The organism is Niabella sp. (assembly GCF_030150205.1).
Taxonomy (GTDB): domain Bacteria; phylum Bacteroidota; class Bacteroidia; order Chitinophagales; family Chitinophagaceae; genus Niabella.
The window spans coordinates 65278-84351 of sequence record NZ_JASLGT010000001.1; the positions used below are offsets into that span (position 1 = coordinate 65278).

Sequence of the window (19074 nt, forward strand, 5' to 3'; positions counted from 1 at the left end):
AGCCCCAAACGAAAATATCGTTTGGGGCTTTTTAGTGGTTCTAGGACCAGGCAAAACAGTTGCTTTTTGGAAGCCGAAATAAGTGACCAATAAGTGATGATATGTTACAGATGAAAGAGTAATCATCCGTTCGTTACAAGTAAATAATTTACGCAGCAAAATCCTTGGGGCCATGACCTACCACACTTTCGTCACTCTGACCCCAGCGGAGCGGAGCGGAAGAGTCGCTCAATTATCGGGTAGTTCGGTATTACAGGGATGCTTCGGCTACGCTCCGCATGACGACTACCTGATGTATCTTCCATATACAACGTATTTTACAGGGCTACAAAAACCGGTTACTTCTTTTTATAAAATGAAAGCCTGGATACAGCCCCTGTATAATCTCTGATTTCTGTATTGGTAAAATATCCACTGCTGCCACTATATGCAAAAGCAATGCCCTCCCCCTGGTGCTCGTTGCCGGCATAAGGAGCCATCTGAGGCGGAGTCTGTAAGGTTTCCGCAACGCTCTTTGCCACATTACGCGGCCAATACCATACCTGCGATTTATTGCGCAGCAGGATCTCCTTCCCATGTGCACTGATATCACCGGAGGTAAACGAATCAAAAAAACGCATAGTTAAAACCGGCTCCATAGTGGTAACAATGGTTTCTGATTGCGGATAAGCGGCCCTGTATAACGTGCTGCGATTGGTTTCCTTGGTTGCAATAAAAATATCTTTCGTTACAGGATCTACCAGCAACGTTTCCGCATTATACGTAGCAGAAGGATATTTCAACACAATCTTTGCAATATTGCTGATATGAATTTCTGTACCCGCAGCAGGATTACTTAAAACGGGTTCTTCAAAACGGTAAACCGTTACAGCAGCTCTCGAACGGTTATTATCGCCGATATCTGCATAATAAATATACGTTTTCCCGGCCTCCGGTCCGGGCCCTACCCTAATATCTTCCGGATTCACCGTAGTAACTCCATCAAGTATTATTTTACCCAGATCATCTCCGGCTGCATTGGAAATAATTACCGGTGCATTCCGGTTATCATTATGCATATACAAGATGCCCGGGTTTCGCATGCCGGCCGCAATACCAGACAGTTCGTTATAATCCTGCCGCTGCATCAAGGTAACTACCGGAGTGGATTCAAACAGTGCACAATAGGCCAGCTGGGTTACGTCATATTCCGTTTGGGGCACCTTGCTGGTTTCCGGAGGGCCGGGAATCACGGCTTTAACATCGGCGCCTGTTTTAGCGCAGGAACCAACCACCAATAAACTTCCCGCAACAATTGAAAAAACAACTTGTTTCATAATGGTTCATTTAGCAAAAAAGGAGCACATTGCTGTCCTCCTTTTTTTATGTTTATGATCAGCTACAATTAATAGGTGTGCAGGTTACCGCTTCCATCTGTTGGAAAAGCGCCCAGGTCCTTATTGGGAGGCGTAATTTTTGCAGCCGCCACACCGCCGTTATTGCTCAGCAAGGTCATTGGAAAACCGTACTGTTTCAGCAAGGTTGCGGTGGCCTTCACCGGCATTGCGTTTTTACCGGAACCACCGGGATAAACACCGGCGCCAATAGCCGGCGAGCCGGTAGCCAGGTGAAAATTGGCACCCGAAGGGATACCGGCGCTCAGGTAGCCGGCAGCCTTTGCTTTTGAATCATAATTTACAAACAGCGGATTGTATTTATCAACATCGATCACATTGGTTCCATCATTGGTTCCAATACCACCTTTTGCTTCTACCACCGTTCTGATGATTCCGTTTACATAGCCATTGAGATCATTCGATTGTTTTAAGGTAAACTGGTTGGGTTCGATGTAGATCATCAAGGGATTATTTGCTCCATCCACTCCGGCATTACCGATATAAGTAAGGTTATTATTATAAGATGTATTAAGTGTATCACTGGGGCGACCTTTTTCTGAATTCCAGGAAATCCGCAACCCTTGCTTGCTGTTTACAATAATATTATTGTAGATAAATCCACCGGCATTGGTTTCGGTATTAATAGAGCCATTACGGGTTGCTTTCTTCTGGCGGAAGCCACAATTCACCAGCGTGTTGTTGTAAATATTTACAATAGTAGAGGATCCATCGATACCCGCGGTTTTTAATCCATTGGTAGCAATCCCATAACAAAGGTTATACGCCATATCACCATAACAATCATTTTTAAGATTGATCCCTTCGCCACCGGTAGCGCCAAGCTTCGACAAGGTATTGCGCATAATGCTTACATATACGTGCTGACATTTACCAATGCAATCATCCACGCCTCCAAACAACCAGGAATCTTCAAAAATCAATTTACCATAGGCGCCTGCGGGGTCGCAGTTCATATAAAGGGCCGGGGTCGGATCCGTATCTTTTGTATCAAATAAAGCAGCATTTACGCCGTAAGGACCTCCGGTGTATTCAATACGCGTCCAGCGGAACGCCATTAACTTACAGGTTTTGGTTCCCTGAAAACCGCTCCAGTAGCCTTTGTAGGCCGGATCTTTTGAAACATCGTTTCCATAGTCGCCTGTTGATTTAAGCGCATCGGCTACCGTAAACACATTCGGTTGTTCTTTTGTGCCGTCGCTGATGATGGCCCCATTTACAATAAACATCGGGCTCTTCCCCTGCGTTCCGTCACCATCAATAATTACGGTAACTCCAGGCTGTAAATACAGGGTATCGCCAGCATTGATCGAAACATCGGCGGTTATATGATACGTTGTTCCGGAAAGCATGGTACCCTTTAGCGGAACAGCATGACCACTGGCATCCTTTTCGGGCAGCGTGGTGCTTTTAATTTCCGCACCAATTACCGTAAGCGGCTTTGATATTTTTGCGCCATCATCTTTTGATTTGGAGCATGAAAAAAGCGCTGCAGCTGTTAGCATTAAAAAGCCGGATCGCATTAGATTTTTTTTCATTGTCTTTTGGTTAAAATTGATATAATTGAACAGTTTGTTATTTATTCAGGTCGAACCGGAATCCCAGCTGGTATACCCGCCCCGTTTCGTTGCGCTGCATCAGTGTTTTTCCGCCGGCAATGTTCTGAAACGGCATGATATTGATATTCGACGGCTGCTTATTAATATATACTTCGTACTTCGCGTTGAAAAGATTCTGTACTTTGGCAAACAGGTACAGGTGTTTTACCAGTTTCTGCTCTGCCGAAGCGTCAAACACCTGCATATCCTTCATCCAGTAGTCCATACCATAATAAGGAGAAACCAGTGCTATACGGCGCCCTGTAAATTGCCAGTTAAATTGTATTTCAGTGCCGGCATTTGTATTTTTATATAAGAGCGCAGCATTGGCTAAATGTGCCGATTGTCCCTGCAACGGACGTTTTTCATTAAGGATGCGGATCTGGGCCTGGGTATTTTCATCCTTATACGGCTGTCTTTTAGACGATGAAATAGAAGAGTTGGTATAGGTATAGTTTCCTCTCAACCCAAACTTACCAATATATTTTTCAAAGACCAGCTCCACTCCATAGTTACTGGCATTGCCATAATTACCCGGCTGGTAGGCCACGCTTGCCTGGTTGCCTGTAAATGCAAAACCATACTCGATCGGGTCCTGGATGTATTTGTAAAAAGCGCCTAACAGCAACTGGCCGTTCCGGGGCATATACAGTTCGTATCGTAAATCGAGGTTTTGTGCGGTGGCATGTTTTACATTATAATTTCCGTGTTCAGAAAAATCATCGCCCTGTATTCCATAAGGTACAGGCTCGAAAAAGCCGGGCCGGTTGATCGCCGAGAAATACACGAAACGCAGGTTCGACTTACTGGTTAAAAGATATTTCAAATTAGCACTGGGCAATATATTGGAATAGTTATAAGAGGCCGTTTTACCTTCAATGGTTTCGGGGAGGTTGGTATTGTATCCCTGGCTGGTATTTTCCATACGCACACCGGCAACAACTTCCAGCCGGTCTATGCCCAGTTTAGCCATCGCATACCCTGCTTTTATTTTTTCATAGGCCGTGTAGTTATTCGCGCTGGCCGGGGAGCCCTGGGGTGTGATCACCGTCCATTGAAAATGGTCGATACCGGACCACACCTGTTGTGCACCATCTATAAACACAGGCCCCAGCGTATATCCGTCATAATCATTTGCCCGTTGCTTGTCGCGATACAATCCGCCGGCGCTGATGGTATATGGCAATTCCCCTATTTTTGAAGCATAATGCAGGTTCAGGTAGCCTGCAAGATCGCGGTCGCTGTTAAGCCACCACTCGCGCTGAAACTTCTGAATGATATCGAGCATGGCGGTACCATCCGGTTTTATACCTCCGTCATATTCATATTCACCAAAATCCGGCATTTTATTATTTGCTTTCGAATACACGGCCGACCAGTCTAAAGAAAAAGCCTGGCTTAGCCGGTGCTCCCCCTGTAATGTGGTATTGTAAATTTGCTGCTCCTGGTATTTGGAGCGGCCGAAATGCCATACCTGCCCGTTACCAAAATCTGTCCGGGGCGGTGTGATAATGGTATCATTCGTAATACGCACCTGTGCTTCGGTAAGATTTGCATACAGTTCATACAAACTAATGGTGTTGTTCGCATTCATTGCATAATCCAGCTTCAGACTGCCGCCGGTCCTTGTCAGATGACTGGAGTAATCCCTCACATTTACATGTTTTACTACAAAACTCCCATCCGTATTCAGGGGTTCTGCAGGGCTGTACAGGCTGCTGTATCCTTTATATAAGTTCTGATATGAAAGCCCCAGCATCACCCCCAGTTTATTCGCCAAAAAGCGATTCCCAATGGCCAGCGTGGCCAGGCTGTTCAGCGGGGCGTTTGTATGTTGGTATTTGTAGTTATTACGTGTAAAGTCATCGGGAGTGGCGATATACGCCGGGCCATTTAACCGGAATGGCGATTGTTTATTCATCGCATTCACAGAAAACTGATCATATCCTTTATCTAAAAGATTTTGATTGAGGCCGCCCGATACACTTGCTTTCAAATAGAGGCCGTTCGAAGGTGCATTTTTCATTACCATATTCACCACACCGCCCACGGCATCTGCCTCCATATCGGGTGTAAGCGTTTTATGTACTTCTACCCGTTCTACCAGGTCCGATGGAAAAATATCCATGGGAACATACCGGTATTTATTATCGGGGCTGGGTATTTTAATGCCGTTTATCAGCGTATAGTTATAGCGCTGATCCATCCCTCTTATAATGGCATAACGACCTTCGCCACTGGTACTGCGTTCCAGTGATACACCAGACACCCGTTGCAATACACCGGCAATGGTAACATCCGGCGATTGCAAAATGGCATTTGCAGAAACCGTATTAATAACACCTGCCGCATTTTTTTCTAACCGCCTTGCATAGGCGTCCGACTCAGCGTTTCCCGATCCCTGTACCACTACTTCAGAAAGTACAGAAGAATGATTGCTTAATGAAAGCGCCAACACCATATCTCCGTTCAGGATAATGGTCGTGTCTCTATGTTTGTAACCCATGTAGTCACAGCTCAGGGTATAAGTCCCCTGTGGGATATTTCTAAATGCAAAACGGCCATCCAGTTGTGTAGCGCTTTTCTCGTGGTTCAATTGCAGCGTAGCGCCTACCAGCAGTTCTCCGGTTGCGATATCTGTTACCTGCCCTTTTACCGTATAGCTTCCGGCCTGCCCGAAGCTATCGAGCCCCAAACAAAAAAATAATATACAGAGCAGCCAATTCAAACGCAGCATGGTAAAAATTTCTGCGAAATAATCCAAAAATATTAAAGGCGATGGACCGTCTGAAAGACATAACGATTTTGTAAAAAATTAATAATACAAACTTAACCGTACTAAAAACGGGCCATCCGGAGAATTGACCCGCTTTCAGAAACCTGCTGTCCCCCTTCTGGCAGACGCGGCAAAATGTTGTTATACAGCGGGAATAAATCCTTGCGCACATTGCGGTTTGAAACATAAACCGCAACGAACGTCAGGACCACGCAAAGCACACGGCGAAATGTTGTTATACAGCGGGAATAAATCCTTGCGCACATTGCGGTTTGAAATACAAACCGCAACGAACGCCAAGGCCACGCAAAGCACGCGGCGAAATGTTGTTATACAGCGGGGTTAAATCCTTGCGCACATTGCGGTTAGAAACATAAACCGCAACGAACGCCCGGGCCACGCAAAGCACGCGGCGAAATGTTGTACAGCGGGAATAAATCCTTGCGCACATTGCGGTTAGAAATACAAACCGCAGCGAACGCCAGGGCCACGCAAAGCACCCGGCGAAATGTTGTTATATAGTGGGAATAAATCCCGCGTTCCCGCGAATTTCTTACGCCCCTTGCGGTTGAAACCTGGCTCCAAAAGAAGTTTGTATGATGTTATACCCCCTCCCCAAAGATCCCCGTCTTTTTCATTATCTTTGTAGAAACATTCTGTTTATGTACTGCTACAAACTTGTAGTTCAACCCACACACGTTAACAACAATCTTTCCTACGTGTTTTTACACGCCTCCGAGAAGGAGCTGTCTCCTTCGGCAAACGACTATTTATCGGAGCTGGTCAACCGCAAATTCACCAATGGGTCTTTCGCATACCTGATCGCCATTTCAGAAGACGAATTCAATGAACTGAAACAAACCGTACTGGAAATCGCCTGAGCATCTTCTTTTCAGGCAATGCCCTTCAGGAATACAACCAGGTCGGTTTCTTTGTCCAGGTCAAATTTTTGTTTCAGCCGATATTTGGTCATGCGTACACTTTTAGGCTCTACATGCAGCAATCCCGCAATTTGTTTCGTATCCATTCCCAAATATAAATACGCACAATACTTCAGGTCGAGTGAGGTAAGTTTTTGAGCTGCACGCTCATGCACCTGTTTAAAAAAGTTGGGATGCACCTCCTGGATGCTAAACTTGGCTTTTTCAAAGTCGCCATCCAGCAGGTCCTCCTCGCGGATGATCTGTTGCATATTCACCGGCTGCTCGTCCTTTAATTTTTCTTTCAGATGCAGCAGCAATTCATTTTTATGTTGCACCTGCAATTGACTCATCATGATCTCATCCCGTAGTTTTAGCTGTTGCAGTTCCAGTAATTCCTGCTCCGCCTTTAAGCGCGCACGTTCTTCTTCCTGTAAACGCAGGCGGGTTTGAGCGTCGTGCTGCTCCGCTTTCAGTTTTTTTTCACGCTCCACGGAGTATTTCAAATTAAAATGGTACGACCGGAACATAAAAAAAGCGCCCAGCAAACCGATACCGGCCAGGCCAAAATAAAGGTGTTGAGCCTTTTGCTGGCTACGGGCCTTATCTTTTAATACCTGAACTTCCTGCTCCTTTTTTTCGGCCTGGTATTGCGCCTCTAGCTTATTCACCATCAACGCCTGATCTTCGTCAAACAATTTTGTATTATTGTCCAGCAGCTCCTTTTCCAGTTCATAGGCTTTTGCATAATTGCCTTCCGCTGCATATAGGGCTGCCATATCCGATAACAGCGTATTGCGGGTATGATAAAAAGGTTTGGCAGCTTTGTCCAATGTTTGTTTTGCCTGCAAATAATACTGTGCTGCCTGGCCAAAATCATTAGCGCGTTTGGCCAGTGTTCCAAGTATCCCATAACAACTGGCAATAACATCCTGGTTATCGGTCAGGCCCGTTGCAGCAAACCGGAGGACCGACTCAAGTGTATCGGTAAGCGCCCGTCGAATCTGTGGGTCGTTAACAGGATAATATTTAAGATAGTAGCTGGATAGGTTCATCCGGGCCAGGGCATAGGTATGATACGCCACTTTTCCCGGATATTGAAAGAACAGGTCGCCGGCAGCCCGGGAGTAGTACATGGTAGAATCCAGGTCGGCCTGCTTTTTTTCCTTATCATACCGGTAAGGATATACTACGGCAAGCGCCGAATAGGCGGAGCTCAGCAGGTTCTGGTCCCCTGCCGCTAAGGCCGACGCAGCTGCTTTACCGGCATAATACAGACTTTTGGGGAAGTCATTATAAGTGGTATAAACGGTATATAAATAATAATAACATTTAGCCATCAGAAACGGATCCTTACCGGAGGGCTCCACATCTTTTAAGATCTGCTGGCACAGGGTCACCAATACATCATCCTTGTCAATATTGTAGTAAAAAACGGCCCTGGCAAGCAGCGCATAGTCTTTCGCCAGGGGATCTTTTGACATCCCGGCCGTAAGAGCCGCCGAATCCAGGTACTGCTGCGCCAGCTTATAATCGCCCATATTTAGCCGGATATGGGTCAGCACCCCATAGGCCTTTGTCTTTTCCAGGTTGTCTTTTTGTGCATCCGCCAGGGCTACATACCTTTTTCCCGTTGCAACGGCGTCCTCATAGTGATCGTTGTACCGGTATGCTTCCGCCAGTTTAAAATACAGACCCGTTGTGGGAGTTCCGGCAAGTTCCATTTTTAAACTGTCGATATAGGAGCTTTGAGCACCGGCATTCATCAGGAACAGGATCACGATCCCCAGGGTAATTGCAACGCTTTTCATGGGGTGAATTTATAGAATTATTACAGTCCGGCACCATATCTCCTGAAAAATCAGTCAGTCAGAATCGTTTTCAAAACAATGAATAACAGCAACTTAGAATTCATGTAGACATTTTGTAGACGCGCCGCCTGACACATGTAGCCATTATGTAATGGTGCAAAATTTTGCAAAGAGATCGTCTGACCGCAGTTTTGAGCCTGGTACGAATCACCTTTAAAAATCAAAACCATGCGTAACAAAGACCTCTCCGTAATTGCCTACCTTACTATTTTTGGCTGGTTATATGCCTATATCAAAGGAAAAGATCAGGCAGACAGTCTGCTGAAGTATCATTTGCGCCAGTTCTTCGGGCTCTTCCTGCTGTCGCTTATCATCAATATTGCAATTACCATCCTGGTCCGCGCCATTCCCGGAATCGGGTTTATTTCTTATCTGAGCGGCATCGCATTCCTGGCCTTATGGATTTTTGGCTTACTGAATGCCATCAACGGGGTTCAAAAAAGCATTCCCCTGGTGGGAAAATTTTTTGAAGATAAATTTTCTTTTATCGGTTAGTATAAACACGTAACACCCCTGCGTTATCCCGGCCGTTGCCACCTGCTATACGGTTATATTACCTGTAACCAGCGATCGTCTTAAAACACCCAGACGCAACCGAACGGCAATACAGATTGCTGCGGCTCCTCCGGTTAAATACTTTTCAGCACTTTGGTATGGAAAAAATCATTTACACCCGGATCCCGATCCAATTTATGTTAATCGCCCGTTTTTGCATGAATGGAAAACCAAAAAAGGTTGTACTTTCACAAGCAGGGTCTGCAAGGGCCCTGCAGGAACTTATGAATGAATTAACCGGGTTCTCCGGTCAACCGTTGTTTAAAAATTAAAAGATGAGCTTACCTTTTATTGAAATCATAGAGTCGCCCACACCCGACCCCAACCTCCTGATGTGGAAATTTGCCGACAAAGACAGGGAAATTAAAAAGGGGGCCAGGCTTACGGTAAGAGAAAGCCAGCAGGCCATGTTGCTGAATGAGGGACAACTGGCCGATGTTTTCTCCCCAGGGCTGCATACGCTTTCAACAGAAAACATTCCCATCATCAGTCGCCTTAAAGGATGGAAATATGGATTTGAAAGTCCTTTTAAAGCAGATATATACTTTTTTAATACCTATCATTTTATTAATAACAAATGGGGAACACCCGCCCCCATCTTAATGAATGATCCCCAGTTTGGCCAGGTGCGTGTACGTGCTTTTGGCAGTTTTGATATAAAAATTGCAGATCCCGGCACCTTTTTCAAAACCTATGCCGGTACATTCCCCCGGCTGACCATTTTTGAGCTGCAGGCCCAATTGCGCGATTTTGTGGCACCTAAGTTTGGAGAGGTGCTGGCAAACGAGCAGATCCCCGTAACAGCGGTTGCCGGCAATATCACGGAGCTGGGTAAAAAGATCGAGCCATACCTGAAACCCTATTTTGCCACGCTGGGCCTGGAACTGACACAGTTCGTTATTACCAGCGTAACACTGCCGGAAGAAGTAACCACATTCTACGATAAGGTTACCAATATGAATATGATAACTGATATGGACAAGTTTACAAAATTCAATACCGCCAATGCAATTGGAGACAAAGGCACGGCATTGAACGATGCCACTCAAACGGCTATGGCCATGGGGATGATGATGAACCAGTTTCAGCAAAATAATTCAAACGCTGCAACACCACAGGCGGCTGCAGCGCCCCAGGCAGATATTACGGCAAAGCTGCAGCAGCTCAAAACACTTTTTGAAAACGGGCTGATTGATGATGAAGAATATAAAACAAAAAAAGCTGAACTCTTAACCCAGTTATAATGGAAGAAAAAAAAGCACCATCCTTTTTAGAAAAATTAAAAGCCAAAGCACAGGCACAGGAAAAATACGGTGGTCCTGTAACAGAAACAGCGGCCAGTATGGGCGCCCGCACCTGTCCTAACTGCGGGGCCGGAAGAGCTAAAGATGATGGCATTACCCATTGTGCCTATTGCGGTTTTGAATTTTTACAGGTAACGCTTACCGATGGATTACATATTAAAAAGGAAGACAATTCCAGGGAAAATCAATAGCCGTTTCCAAAGAGCGCTTTCGGAAACCCTTGCCGGCCGGGTTCCGGAACCTTATTAATGCAATCAGCGGACGCCGACCATATGCATCGCTTCATACTTTAAAAACAATGTATGTTTGGTTTATTTGACAATAAAAAGAAAACCGGTGATCCGGTACCATCAGAATGGACACAACAGATCCGCGAAACCCAGGAGCGCTGGTTCGTGTTTCTTCAAAAACTGGAAGAGCGGGTGGAGGAGCTTTGCCAGGCAGCCATCCCGGAGTTAAAAGCAATGCGTAGCAGCACCAACGCCGTATATGAAGCCAATATCGGCCAGGTATGGAGCGGCATCCGCGGACAGATCAACCAGGTACGGGAAAAAGCCCGGCAAACAGAAGAACAAAAGATCCGCCCCTTTTACCGCCAGCTGGATAGTGCAGGGCTTTCGTATACCGCAGCCTTACAGTTCAGTGAGGCCTGCGCGGAACGGTACCGCCGGTTTGAGGATTTTTGCAACGACTGGCAAACACAACTCGAAGCCGCTACCAGGCAGGACCACGAAGCCCTGTATCAAAAAATCCTGGAGGAGCATGAGCAACTGAAGCACCAGTTCAAATGCCAGCAATGCGGCGCGCCCATTTACCTGGAAAAGATTTACTTTACCACCAGTTATCTGCAATGCCCCGCCTGTCGCACCCAAAACACCTATGAGCCCAGTACGCTTGCCAAAAGCCTGAACTGGATTGCACGGGATCTTGCCGAAGAGCGCACGGCGCACCTGCTGGATGCCTACAACAAGGATGCCGAGCACAACCCGGATCTTTACCGCAATTATCTGCGGATGATGTTCGACGAATGGAACCGGATCGTACCCGATATGGCCGCTTCCAATGAAAAATTTTACCAGCGGCAACTCGACGACTTCAACAAATCTGTCTGATCTTCTATCTATTCATAACACTTAAAAAGTAACCACCATGTTTAAAAAATTTCTGAATAACCTTATGGGCAATGATGAAGCTCCTAAAAAACACCAGGAGCAAACGCAAGCCTCATACGGCCAGTTTACGCATCACAGTGCCGAAGATGCAGATAATAATGAAGCTTCGGTATCCAACCGGCATCAGTACCGGTTTGATCCCCAAACACAGCACGGCACGCACTATTCCAAAGATGCATTTGATGCAGCCGCAAACCGGCATTATGAGGAGCTGCTGGCTAACCAGGACGAAGCCCTGAGCGAAAACGAAAAACGGAATTTAAAAAGAGAAGCCGTTACGCAGCTATACCTGCAATGGAACGGACATAATTATGACCAGCTGGTACAATTTGAAATGGCCAATTCCATGGAGCTTACCGGCTATGCCACCCAGGGATTCAACCAGGTGCAGGAAGCAGGAAACCCATTGTATGAGCCCATCCATGGCATTTCACTTTATGATTATGCCGGCATTGCACATGCAATGACACAAAACATCCCGGAAGCCGCCATATTAAAGGCAATGGGTATTGAGAAAGCGGTATGGGAGGAAGTAAACCTGCTTTGGCCGGAACGGATGAAAGAGGATGCCAGTTTTGGCATTATGACGAAGTATGGCGAATATTTTGCGATCGCCGGCGAGCATCCTAAACTGGCAGACCTGAAACCTGCTACAGCAGCCAGCCCCGAAGGAAATTCGAACCTGGAAAAATTAAAAACCGACCGGTATTTTTATGAAGAGCTTTGCGGTGCAAGAACAGCGGCTTACGAATACGGTTTGGATGGCGCTCAGTGGATACTGGAAAACTTCGGCATCAACCTCTCCGATTTCCAGGCGGTTGCCATGAACTGGATGACCGCGCAAAATCAGCAGTTCAACAGCAACGAAATTCACCATTATATGGATTATCAGCTGCAAAAGCAAAAAGAATACGCAGAACAGTTTGCAAAAGAGCAGGGCGGTAATATTGCAGATGATGTTACATTCTAAAACGCGATCGTATCGTATTTAAAGGAAGCATACATAAACTGGTTACATTTCCTGCAATCCCGGCCGAAGTATCTGGCATCATCCGGCATTAAAAGGAAGCCCTGCCATATCCGCTGCCGGTTGCCCTTAAAAGCAGCGGAAACTTAATACACAACGACTATAAGCACTGCAGTAATCCACCGGTTGACCCGGTGTGCGGCAGTTCTTTATCTTATTCATACACAAACATGCCATAAAAAAAGCACATGCAATCATTAAAACACTTTACCGCAGAGGGAAACGTTTACAAAATGAAGCCTTCCTATTTGCTGCCCATTACCCTCATTGTTATTTTACCCCTCCTCAGTTATCTCATACTCCGGGAAGGCAAATATCCCGTTATTGGCTGGATCGTGCTGGTGATGGCCATCCTGGGGTTTTCGGGAATGATCTCCCGGTCACTGGTTATTGACCTGAACACCCGGGAAATACGGGCCAAGGCCGCCCTGCTCCGGCCAGCGGTACGGATCCCGTTGGCCGACTTCCAAAATTTTGAGCTCCATCAATTAAAACAGGGACTTTTCACCACTAATACTTCTTTGAATATTTGTTATCTGAAAGATGGAAAAACAAAACGCGCCCTCATTGCCCAGGGGGTTACTACCCGGGCTATGCAGCGCATTTTAAACGAAATCGATGAAATCATCAGTAATTATGACAGCCCGAGATAAATATAAAGTAGCAGAAACCGCTCAGTCCGTTTCCTTACAGCCACACTACTACCTGTTAAAAAACCTGTTCTGGTTTTTTATCGCGATAGTGGGTATTGCCGGTGCCGTTTTTATCTTTTACCAGCAATTAGGAGAAGCCGGTCAGGTATTTGGTTATTCCATTATGGCATACCTGTTCCTGCATGGGTTGTATGATTTCCTTTTCCGGATAAATGTGCGTTATGTATTTGACAAAACCGGCAATGCGGTTTATAAGATCAATACACCGTTTCTGAAAAAACGTTTAATGTCGCTGAACGAGCTGGTGATCTTTACCCGTTCTGAACAGGGCGCCTGGCATTATGCAATGGGTGCCAGGAAAAAACAATTTATAAAAAGCTATGCCATCAGTGAAGACTTTGGATCCGGGAAGAAAAGTGAACGGTTGCTGGGGGCCTATGAGGCGGAGGTATTAGACCCCATCCTGCGGCTAAGCGCCACATCCCCGGTACCCGGGAAATAATCCTTGCGGCCAAAAATTGAACCGCAAAGAATACGCAGTGACCTCGCAAAGGCCGCCCTGAAATGTTGTTATGCTGCGGGAATAAGTCGTTGCGTTCTTAGTGAAGCCCTGGCGCACCTTGCGGTTGAAAATTGAAACGCAAAGGTCCGCGAGGATCGCGCAAAGGCCGCTATGAAATGTTGCTATGCTGCGGGAATAAGTCGTCGCGTTCTTAGCGAAGTCCTGGCGCACCTTGCGGTTGAAAATTGAAACGCAAAGGCCGCGATGAAATTTTGTAATACAACGGGAATAAACCCTTGCGCTCCTGGCGGATTCCTTGTGCACATTGCGGTTAAAAATATAAACCTTGAAGGGTAAAGATATTCAGCAACAATCTTTCAAGGGCACCTGTTGTATTTCCCGCAGTTGATCATTGCAGAGATTCTTTAAAAAAACCGGAATAAATCCCTCATTTTTGCGGCCAACAACCAATTTCCATTTATCATGAAAACAAGTTCATTAAAAGATAATCGACGGTCTTTCTTAAAAGGAAGTCTGGCCCTGGGTGGCATCGCCCTTCTAAATCCGCAAAAAGCCCTGGCCGCTGCAACTGAAAAAGAAGAAGGCTTTAAAGTCATTGCGGGCCCGTACCTGCAAACAAACTTTGGCAACAGTATTTCCATTTTATGGATCACCAATAAGAATGCCGCAAGCTGGGTTACTTATGGAACGGCTGCAGATGATCTTAACCTCAAAGCGTTTGGCAAAAGTGAACTGGGATTAAAGCCCGCCGGAAGGATCAATTGCGTAACCCTTACCAACCTGAGGCCCGGCGCCACTTATTATTATAAGATCGCATCAAAGGAAATAAAAGATTTTCAGCCCTATAAGCTTACCTATGGGGAAGAGCTGAGTGGAAATACCGAACAGTTCATCAACACCGATACGGCAAAAGATTCCGTTTCCTTTGTGATGCTGAATGATATCCACGACCGTCCCCAGTCCATACCGCACCTTCTGAACCTGGACAAGGGCCATCAACGCGATTTTGTTTTTTTTAACGGTGATGTTTTTGACTACCAAACCGATGAACAACAGATCATCGATCATATGCTGCAGCCCTGCGATCTGTTTGCCAGAAGTCTTCCTTTTGTGTATGTACGCGGCAACCATGAAACCCGCGGGAAGTTTGCACGCGATTTTTCCTCCTATTTTCACCATGTAGGACATACGGCCTTTACATTAGGCCCTGTTCGCTTTGTAATCCTGGATACCGGCGAAGACAAGGAAGACACCCATCCTGTTTATGCAGGCATTGTAGATTTTGATACCTACCGGCTGGAGCAGGCGCAATGGCTGGAACAGGAGATCAGCAGTAAAGCCTTTAAGAACGCACCCTTTCGCATTGTGATGATGCATATACCACCCCGTTATTCCGGAGATGCCCATGGTGCGGTGCATTGTACACAGGTGTTTGAACCGTTGTTAAACAAAGGTAAGGTAGACCTCGTGCTGAGTGGTCATACCCACCGGTACAAGGTACATCCGCCCGACAAAAATGGCAACCACTACCCCATCATCATTGGTGGCGGTCCCAGGGACGGGTCCCGTACCATTACCCAGGTTGCCGCTTCCAAAAAAGAGATCAGCGTTCGCATGCTGGACGATTCGGGCAAAGAAGTAGGCAGTTACCTGGTAACAAGAAGATAAATTATTTTTACGGTCGCTACGGTTTTTGTCCAGGTTAAAGACGGAGGCCGAAGAAACAGAAAGGCGCTAAGCTGCACGGATTCTTTTCACGCGGCCTGGCGCCTTTGTTGTGCGTGGCCGTATAAAGCGATACGATTTTAATTCCGCCTTCAAATAAAAAGACAAACAATATTATTTTTAAACCCTGAAAGGATTTGACACAAAATCAAAATAATTTAATTTTGTCCTTACTGTTTTCATGACACCATTAAAATAACGATTGACATATGAAAAGGAAACTTTTGTTCTGGAGTATCGTAATTGCACTTGGGGGTCTTTTATTTGGAATGGATGTGGCTGTTATTTCCGGTGCGGAACAGCAGATACAACAAATATGGCAGTTAAGTGATGTGCTTCACGGGCAAGCCCTGGCCGCTGCACTTTATGGCACCATTATCGGTGCCCTGTTTGGCGGTATCCCGGCCGAACGCTATGGCCGTAAAAAAGTGTTGCTCTGGATCGGGATCATTTTCTTTATTTCTTCGATAGGATCTGCCCTTGCCCACGATGTGGTTACATTTATGGCGTTCCGCTTCCTGGGTGGGCTGGGTGTGGGCGCTTCTTCCGTAGTGGCGCCAATGTTTATTTCCGAGATCGCCCCGGCAAAAAACCGGGGTAAGCTGGTTGCTACCTTCCAGTTCAATATCGTTTTTGGTATCCTGCTGGCTTATTTATCCAACTATTTAATGAGCGGCATTGGTACGGAGGCCTGGCGCTGGATGTTGGGGATCCTGGCCCTGCCCGCAGCGGTATTTGTGCTCCTCCTGTATTTTGTGCCGGAAAGTCCCCGTTGGCTGATGGTACATAAAAATGATTATACCGGTGCCCGGAAGATCCTGGAAGTATCGGACCCCGATGGTGTGGAAGAGGCACTCCGCTCCATACAACAGGAAGTAGCTGAAGACCGGAAAAAGGCCAGTCTTTCTGTTTTCTTTTCCAAACGGTTCATCAAGCCGATTGTAATGGCTACGCTGGTAGCTCTATTTAACCAGTTATCCGGCATCAATGCGATTATTTATTTCGCCCCAAGGGTTTTTGAGCTGGCGGGTTTAGGTAAAAGCGCTGCATTTTTACAAAGTGCCGGTGTGGGACTGGTGAACCTGGTATTTACCATGTTTGGGCTATACCTCATCGACCGGCTGGGCCGCAAAAAATTAATGATCATCGGTTCACTGGGCTATATTCTTTCCCTGGGCGCCATTGCAGCAGCCTTTTACTTCCAGTATCTTGGTGGTATGATCGTTCCCCTGCTTGTTTTTGTGTTTATTGCCGCTCATGCCATCGGCCAGGGCGCCGTGATCTGGGTATTCATCTCCGAGATCTTCCCCAACCAGGTGCGCTCTTATGGCCAGTCGCTGGGCAGTTCCGTACATTGGGTAATGGCCGCTGTAATCACCAGTGTATTTCCCTTCTTTGCAAGCAACCCGGCAATCGGGCCGGCAAAGATCTTCCTCTTCTTTATGTGCATGATGGTGTTACAACTGTTGTGGGTACTGTTTAAAATGCCGGAGACCAAAGGCGTTACGCTTGAAGAGATGGAGCAAACACTCCGGTAAGCCATTGCAATACCCATTTCAACACAATCAGCGGCCATCGATTAAAACAACTAAATCCTGAATGAATATGATCCGGGCCATCATCAGAAATACGGTTATCCCGCTGTTGTTTCCGCTCTTTGCAGTATCGCAGGCCGCACCCGGTCCGGAGCAACACCGTCCCCAGCTTCACTTTTCACCTCAAAAAGGCTGGATGAATGATCCGAATGGCATGGTGTTCTTTAATGGCCACTATCACCTGTTCTTTCAACACAATCCCGATGCTACTGTTTGGGGGCCCATGCACTGGGGACATGCCACCAGTACAGACCTGGTGCACTGGAAGGAGCTGCCCATTGCCCTGTATCCGGATAGCCTGGGCACCATCTTTTCCGGCAGCGCCGTGATTGATGTACACAATACGGCCGGCTTTGGCAAAAACGCCATGGTGGCTATTTATACCAATCACAGCCATGAAGGTGAAAAAGCCGGTACTGCTACATTTCAAAACCAGAGCATTGCCTATAGCACGGATGAAGGAAAAACCTGGACCCGGTACAAGGGAAACCCTGTGCTAAAAAACCCGGGTATCCGGGACTTCCGGGATCCAAAGGTTTCCTGGTATGCACCGGAAAAAAAATGGATCATGACCCTGGCCACACTGGACCATATTACCTTCTACTCTTCTCCCGATCTGAAAAGCTGGAAAGAAGAAAGCAGGTTTGGTAAGAACCTGGGAGCTCATGGAGGTGTATGGGAATGTCCGGATCTTATTTCGTTTAACAACAACGGCAGAACCGTTTGGGTACTGATCGTGAACCTGAACCCCGGTGGTCCCAATGGCGGTTCTGCAACCCAATATTTTACCGGAAGTTTTAACGGCCATACCTTTACACCGGACGACAGCATTGTTAAATGGCTGGATTATGGCCCCGATGAATATGCCGGCATCACCTGGAGCAATACCGGAAGCCGTAAATTATTTTTAGGATGGATGAGCAACTGGCAGTACGCGAATGTAGTGCCCACAAAAAACTGGCGGAGCGCCATGACCCTGCCCCGGGAGCTTTCGCTGAAAAAGATCAATGGCCGGTATTTTATAACATCCGCAATCGTAAAGGAACTGCGGACCGTTACCCGTCCTGTAAAAACGCTTCCCAATATATCCGTAAACAACCGCTTTGTGGCAGCACCTGCTTCCGGTAATGCAAAGGGCCTGTTCCGGCTGGACCTTGAAGGGATTCCGTTGACGGACTTTTCCATTGCATTGACCAATACAAAAGGAGAAGCTGTACGAATCGGGTTTGATAAAGCGGCCAACCAGTTCTTTATTGACCGCACGCACTCCGGAGACACAGGATTTGAAAAAGGTTTTGCCCAAAAACATGTTGCTCCCAGGATAGCAGTCAATAATACTACCCGTCTTACCGTTATCGGTGATGCAGCTTCACTGGAATTGTTTGCAGATGATGGGCTAACGGTAATGACCAGCATTTTCTTTCCTTCGGAGCCCATATCTGGTATTGCCATAGAAACGCCCGGTAAACTGCAAATAAAGCAGTTGAAGTATAGTATGCTTTCAACAAAGCCTCAAAACCGCTGAACAGCGTTTTAGCGCAATCTTTGCGTTTCAATTTTCAACCGCAAGGCGCTCCAGGGCTTCGCTAAGAACGCAACGATTTATTTCCGCAGCCTAACAATATTTCATGGCGGCCTTTGCGTGATCTTCGCAACCCTCATGTTTCAATTTTCAACCGCAAGGTGCGCCAGGACTTCGCTGAGAACGCAACGATTTATTCCCGCAGCATAACAATATTTCATGGCGGCCTTTGCGTTTCACTTTTCAACCGCAAGGTGCGCCAGGACTTCGCCAGGAAACGCAAGGGTTAGTTCCCTTTGCTGTTGGCGAACAAGCGCGTCGCCCCATTCTTCAGGTAGCAATTTGTTAACAGCGTGAGTCCGTTAAAATCAATACCTCCATCCTCATTAAAGGGGGTTAACATCACCGGCACAAACCCTTTTTCTACATTCATTGTATT

The 19074-nt window shown here is 46.6% G+C and carries 16 protein-coding genes; 11 read left to right on the top strand and 5 right to left on the bottom strand.

The genetic code is table 11. The features are described from left to right. Positions 1–338: 338 nt before the first annotated feature. The 3 genes from Q1V85_RS00250 to Q1V85_RS00260 all read right to left on the bottom strand — a co-directional run bounded on the left by Q1V85_RS00250 (position 339) and on the right by Q1V85_RS00260 (position 5729). On the bottom strand, positions 339–1316 hold the full coding sequence (locus Q1V85_RS00250) for a hypothetical protein (protein WP_300596224.1): 978 nt from the start codon (positions 1314–1316) through the stop codon (positions 339–341). Positions 1317–1384: 68 nt separating this feature from the next. Then, on the bottom strand, positions 1385–2932 hold the full coding sequence (locus Q1V85_RS00255) for a hypothetical protein (RefSeq protein ID WP_300596226.1): 1548 nt from the start codon (positions 2930–2932) through the stop codon (positions 1385–1387). 37 nt (positions 2933–2969) lie between these two features. Further along, a complete protein-coding gene (locus tag Q1V85_RS00260) occupies positions 2970–5729 on the bottom strand; it encodes a TonB-dependent receptor (RefSeq protein ID WP_300596228.1) in 2760 nt (919 codons plus the stop codon). Positions 5730–6430: 701 nt separating this feature from the next. Between Q1V85_RS00260 and Q1V85_RS00265 the strand changes: the two genes are divergently transcribed. Next, positions 6431–6649, top strand: a complete 219-nt coding sequence (locus Q1V85_RS00265; protein ID WP_300596230.1) for a hypothetical protein — start codon at positions 6431–6433, stop codon at positions 6647–6649. 11 nt (positions 6650–6660) lie between these two features. On the opposite strand, the gene Q1V85_RS00270 is transcribed toward Q1V85_RS00265, so the two are convergent. Further along, complete coding sequence (locus tag Q1V85_RS00270) at positions 6661–8499, bottom strand: LuxR C-terminal-related transcriptional regulator (protein ID WP_300596232.1); 1839 nt, start codon at positions 8497–8499, stop codon at positions 6661–6663. Positions 8500–8727: 228 nt separating this feature from the next. On the opposite strand from Q1V85_RS00270, the gene Q1V85_RS00275 reads away from it, so the two are divergent. The 10 genes from Q1V85_RS00275 to Q1V85_RS00320 all read left to right on the top strand — a co-directional run bounded on the left by Q1V85_RS00275 (position 8728) and on the right by Q1V85_RS00320 (position 18638). Next, positions 8728–9054: a hypothetical protein gene (locus Q1V85_RS00275; RefSeq protein WP_300596234.1), complete on the top strand. Its 327-nt coding sequence runs from the start codon at positions 8728–8730 to the stop codon at positions 9052–9054. Between the two features lie 335 nt (positions 9055–9389). Then, a complete protein-coding gene (locus Q1V85_RS00280) occupies positions 9390–10358 on the top strand; it encodes an SPFH domain-containing protein (RefSeq protein ID WP_300596235.1) in 969 nt (322 codons plus the stop codon). Continuing rightward, positions 10358–10609, top strand: a complete 252-nt coding sequence (locus Q1V85_RS00285) for a hypothetical protein (protein WP_300596237.1) — start codon at positions 10358–10360, stop codon at positions 10607–10609. The genes Q1V85_RS00280 and Q1V85_RS00285 overlap by 1 nt, the downstream gene beginning before the upstream one ends. Before the next feature lie 111 nt (positions 10610–10720). Beyond that, positions 10721–11530: a hypothetical protein gene (locus Q1V85_RS00290; RefSeq protein WP_300596239.1), complete on the top strand. Its 810-nt coding sequence runs from the start codon at positions 10721–10723 to the stop codon at positions 11528–11530. A gap of 37 nt (positions 11531–11567) precedes the next feature. Then, positions 11568–12560, top strand: a complete 993-nt coding sequence (locus Q1V85_RS00295; RefSeq protein WP_300596241.1) for a DUF6620 family protein — start codon at positions 11568–11570, stop codon at positions 12558–12560. A 245-nt stretch (positions 12561–12805) separates the two neighbouring features. Next, on the top strand, positions 12806–13270 hold the full coding sequence (locus tag Q1V85_RS00300; RefSeq protein ID WP_300596243.1) for a hypothetical protein: 465 nt from the start codon (positions 12806–12808) through the stop codon (positions 13268–13270). Further along, on the top strand, positions 13254–13772 hold the full coding sequence (locus Q1V85_RS00305; protein WP_300596245.1) for a hypothetical protein: 519 nt from the start codon (positions 13254–13256) through the stop codon (positions 13770–13772). Before Q1V85_RS00300 ends, Q1V85_RS00305 begins: the two co-directional genes overlap by 17 nt. 483 nt (positions 13773–14255) lie before the next feature. After that, positions 14256–15461 (top strand): metallophosphoesterase family protein, encoded by a 1206-nt coding sequence (locus tag Q1V85_RS00310; RefSeq protein ID WP_300596247.1) that lies wholly within the window; start codon positions 14256–14258, stop codon positions 15459–15461. 266 nt (positions 15462–15727) lie between these two features. After that, the gene (locus Q1V85_RS00315) at positions 15728–17056 is read left to right on the top strand and encodes a sugar porter family MFS transporter (protein ID WP_300596249.1); all 1329 of its coding nucleotides are present in this window, start codon (positions 15728–15730) and stop codon (positions 17054–17056) included. A 61-nt stretch (positions 17057–17117) separates the two neighbouring features. Then, entirely contained in the window at positions 17118–18638 is a 1521-nt protein-coding gene (locus Q1V85_RS00320; protein ID WP_300596251.1) for a glycoside hydrolase family 32 protein, read from the top strand. Positions 18639–18921: 283 nt separating this feature from the next. Here the strand turns inward: Q1V85_RS00320 and Q1V85_RS00325 are convergent, their stop codons facing one another. Further along, complete coding sequence (locus Q1V85_RS00325) at positions 18922–19068, bottom strand: hypothetical protein (RefSeq protein ID WP_300596253.1); 147 nt, start codon at positions 19066–19068, stop codon at positions 18922–18924. Between the last annotated feature and the right edge of the window lie 6 nt (positions 19069–19074).

Coding starts and splice junctions, on each gene's coding strand:
- Q1V85_RS00280 (WP_300596235.1), top strand. CDS start 9,390: ATGAGCTTACCTTTTATTGAAATCATAGAGTCGCCCACACCCGACCCC.
- Q1V85_RS00285 (WP_300596237.1), top strand. CDS start 10,358: ATGGAAGAAAAAAAAGCACCATCCTTTTTAGAAAAATTAAAAGCCAAA.
- Q1V85_RS00270 (WP_300596232.1), bottom strand. CDS start 8,499: ATGAAAAGCGTTGCAATTACCCTGGGGATCGTGATCCTGTTCCTGATG.
- Q1V85_RS00305 (WP_300596245.1), top strand. CDS start 13,254: ATGACAGCCCGAGATAAATATAAAGTAGCAGAAACCGCTCAGTCCGTT.
- Q1V85_RS00300 (WP_300596243.1), top strand. CDS start 12,806: ATGCAATCATTAAAACACTTTACCGCAGAGGGAAACGTTTACAAAATG.
- Q1V85_RS00265 (WP_300596230.1), top strand. CDS start 6,431: ATGTACTGCTACAAACTTGTAGTTCAACCCACACACGTTAACAACAAT.
- Q1V85_RS00320 (WP_300596251.1), top strand. CDS start 17,118: ATGAATATGATCCGGGCCATCATCAGAAATACGGTTATCCCGCTGTTG.
- Q1V85_RS00275 (WP_300596234.1), top strand. CDS start 8,728: ATGCGTAACAAAGACCTCTCCGTAATTGCCTACCTTACTATTTTTGGC.
- Q1V85_RS00310 (WP_300596247.1), top strand. CDS start 14,256: ATGAAAACAAGTTCATTAAAAGATAATCGACGGTCTTTCTTAAAAGGA.
- Q1V85_RS00260 (WP_300596228.1), bottom strand. CDS start 5,729: ATGCTGCGTTTGAATTGGCTGCTCTGTATATTATTTTTTTGTTTGGGG.
- Q1V85_RS00295 (WP_300596241.1), top strand. CDS start 11,568: ATGTTTAAAAAATTTCTGAATAACCTTATGGGCAATGATGAAGCTCCT.
- Q1V85_RS00250 (WP_300596224.1), bottom strand. CDS start 1,316: ATGAAACAAGTTGTTTTTTCAATTGTTGCGGGAAGTTTATTGGTGGTT.
- Q1V85_RS00255 (WP_300596226.1), bottom strand. CDS start 2,932: ATGAAAAAAAATCTAATGCGATCCGGCTTTTTAATGCTAACAGCTGCA.
- Q1V85_RS00290 (WP_300596239.1), top strand. CDS start 10,721: ATGTTTGGTTTATTTGACAATAAAAAGAAAACCGGTGATCCGGTACCA.
- Q1V85_RS00315 (WP_300596249.1), top strand. CDS start 15,728: ATGAAAAGGAAACTTTTGTTCTGGAGTATCGTAATTGCACTTGGGGGT.
- Q1V85_RS00325 (WP_300596253.1), bottom strand. CDS start 19,068: ATGAATGTAGAAAAAGGGTTTGTGCCGGTGATGTTAACCCCCTTTAAT.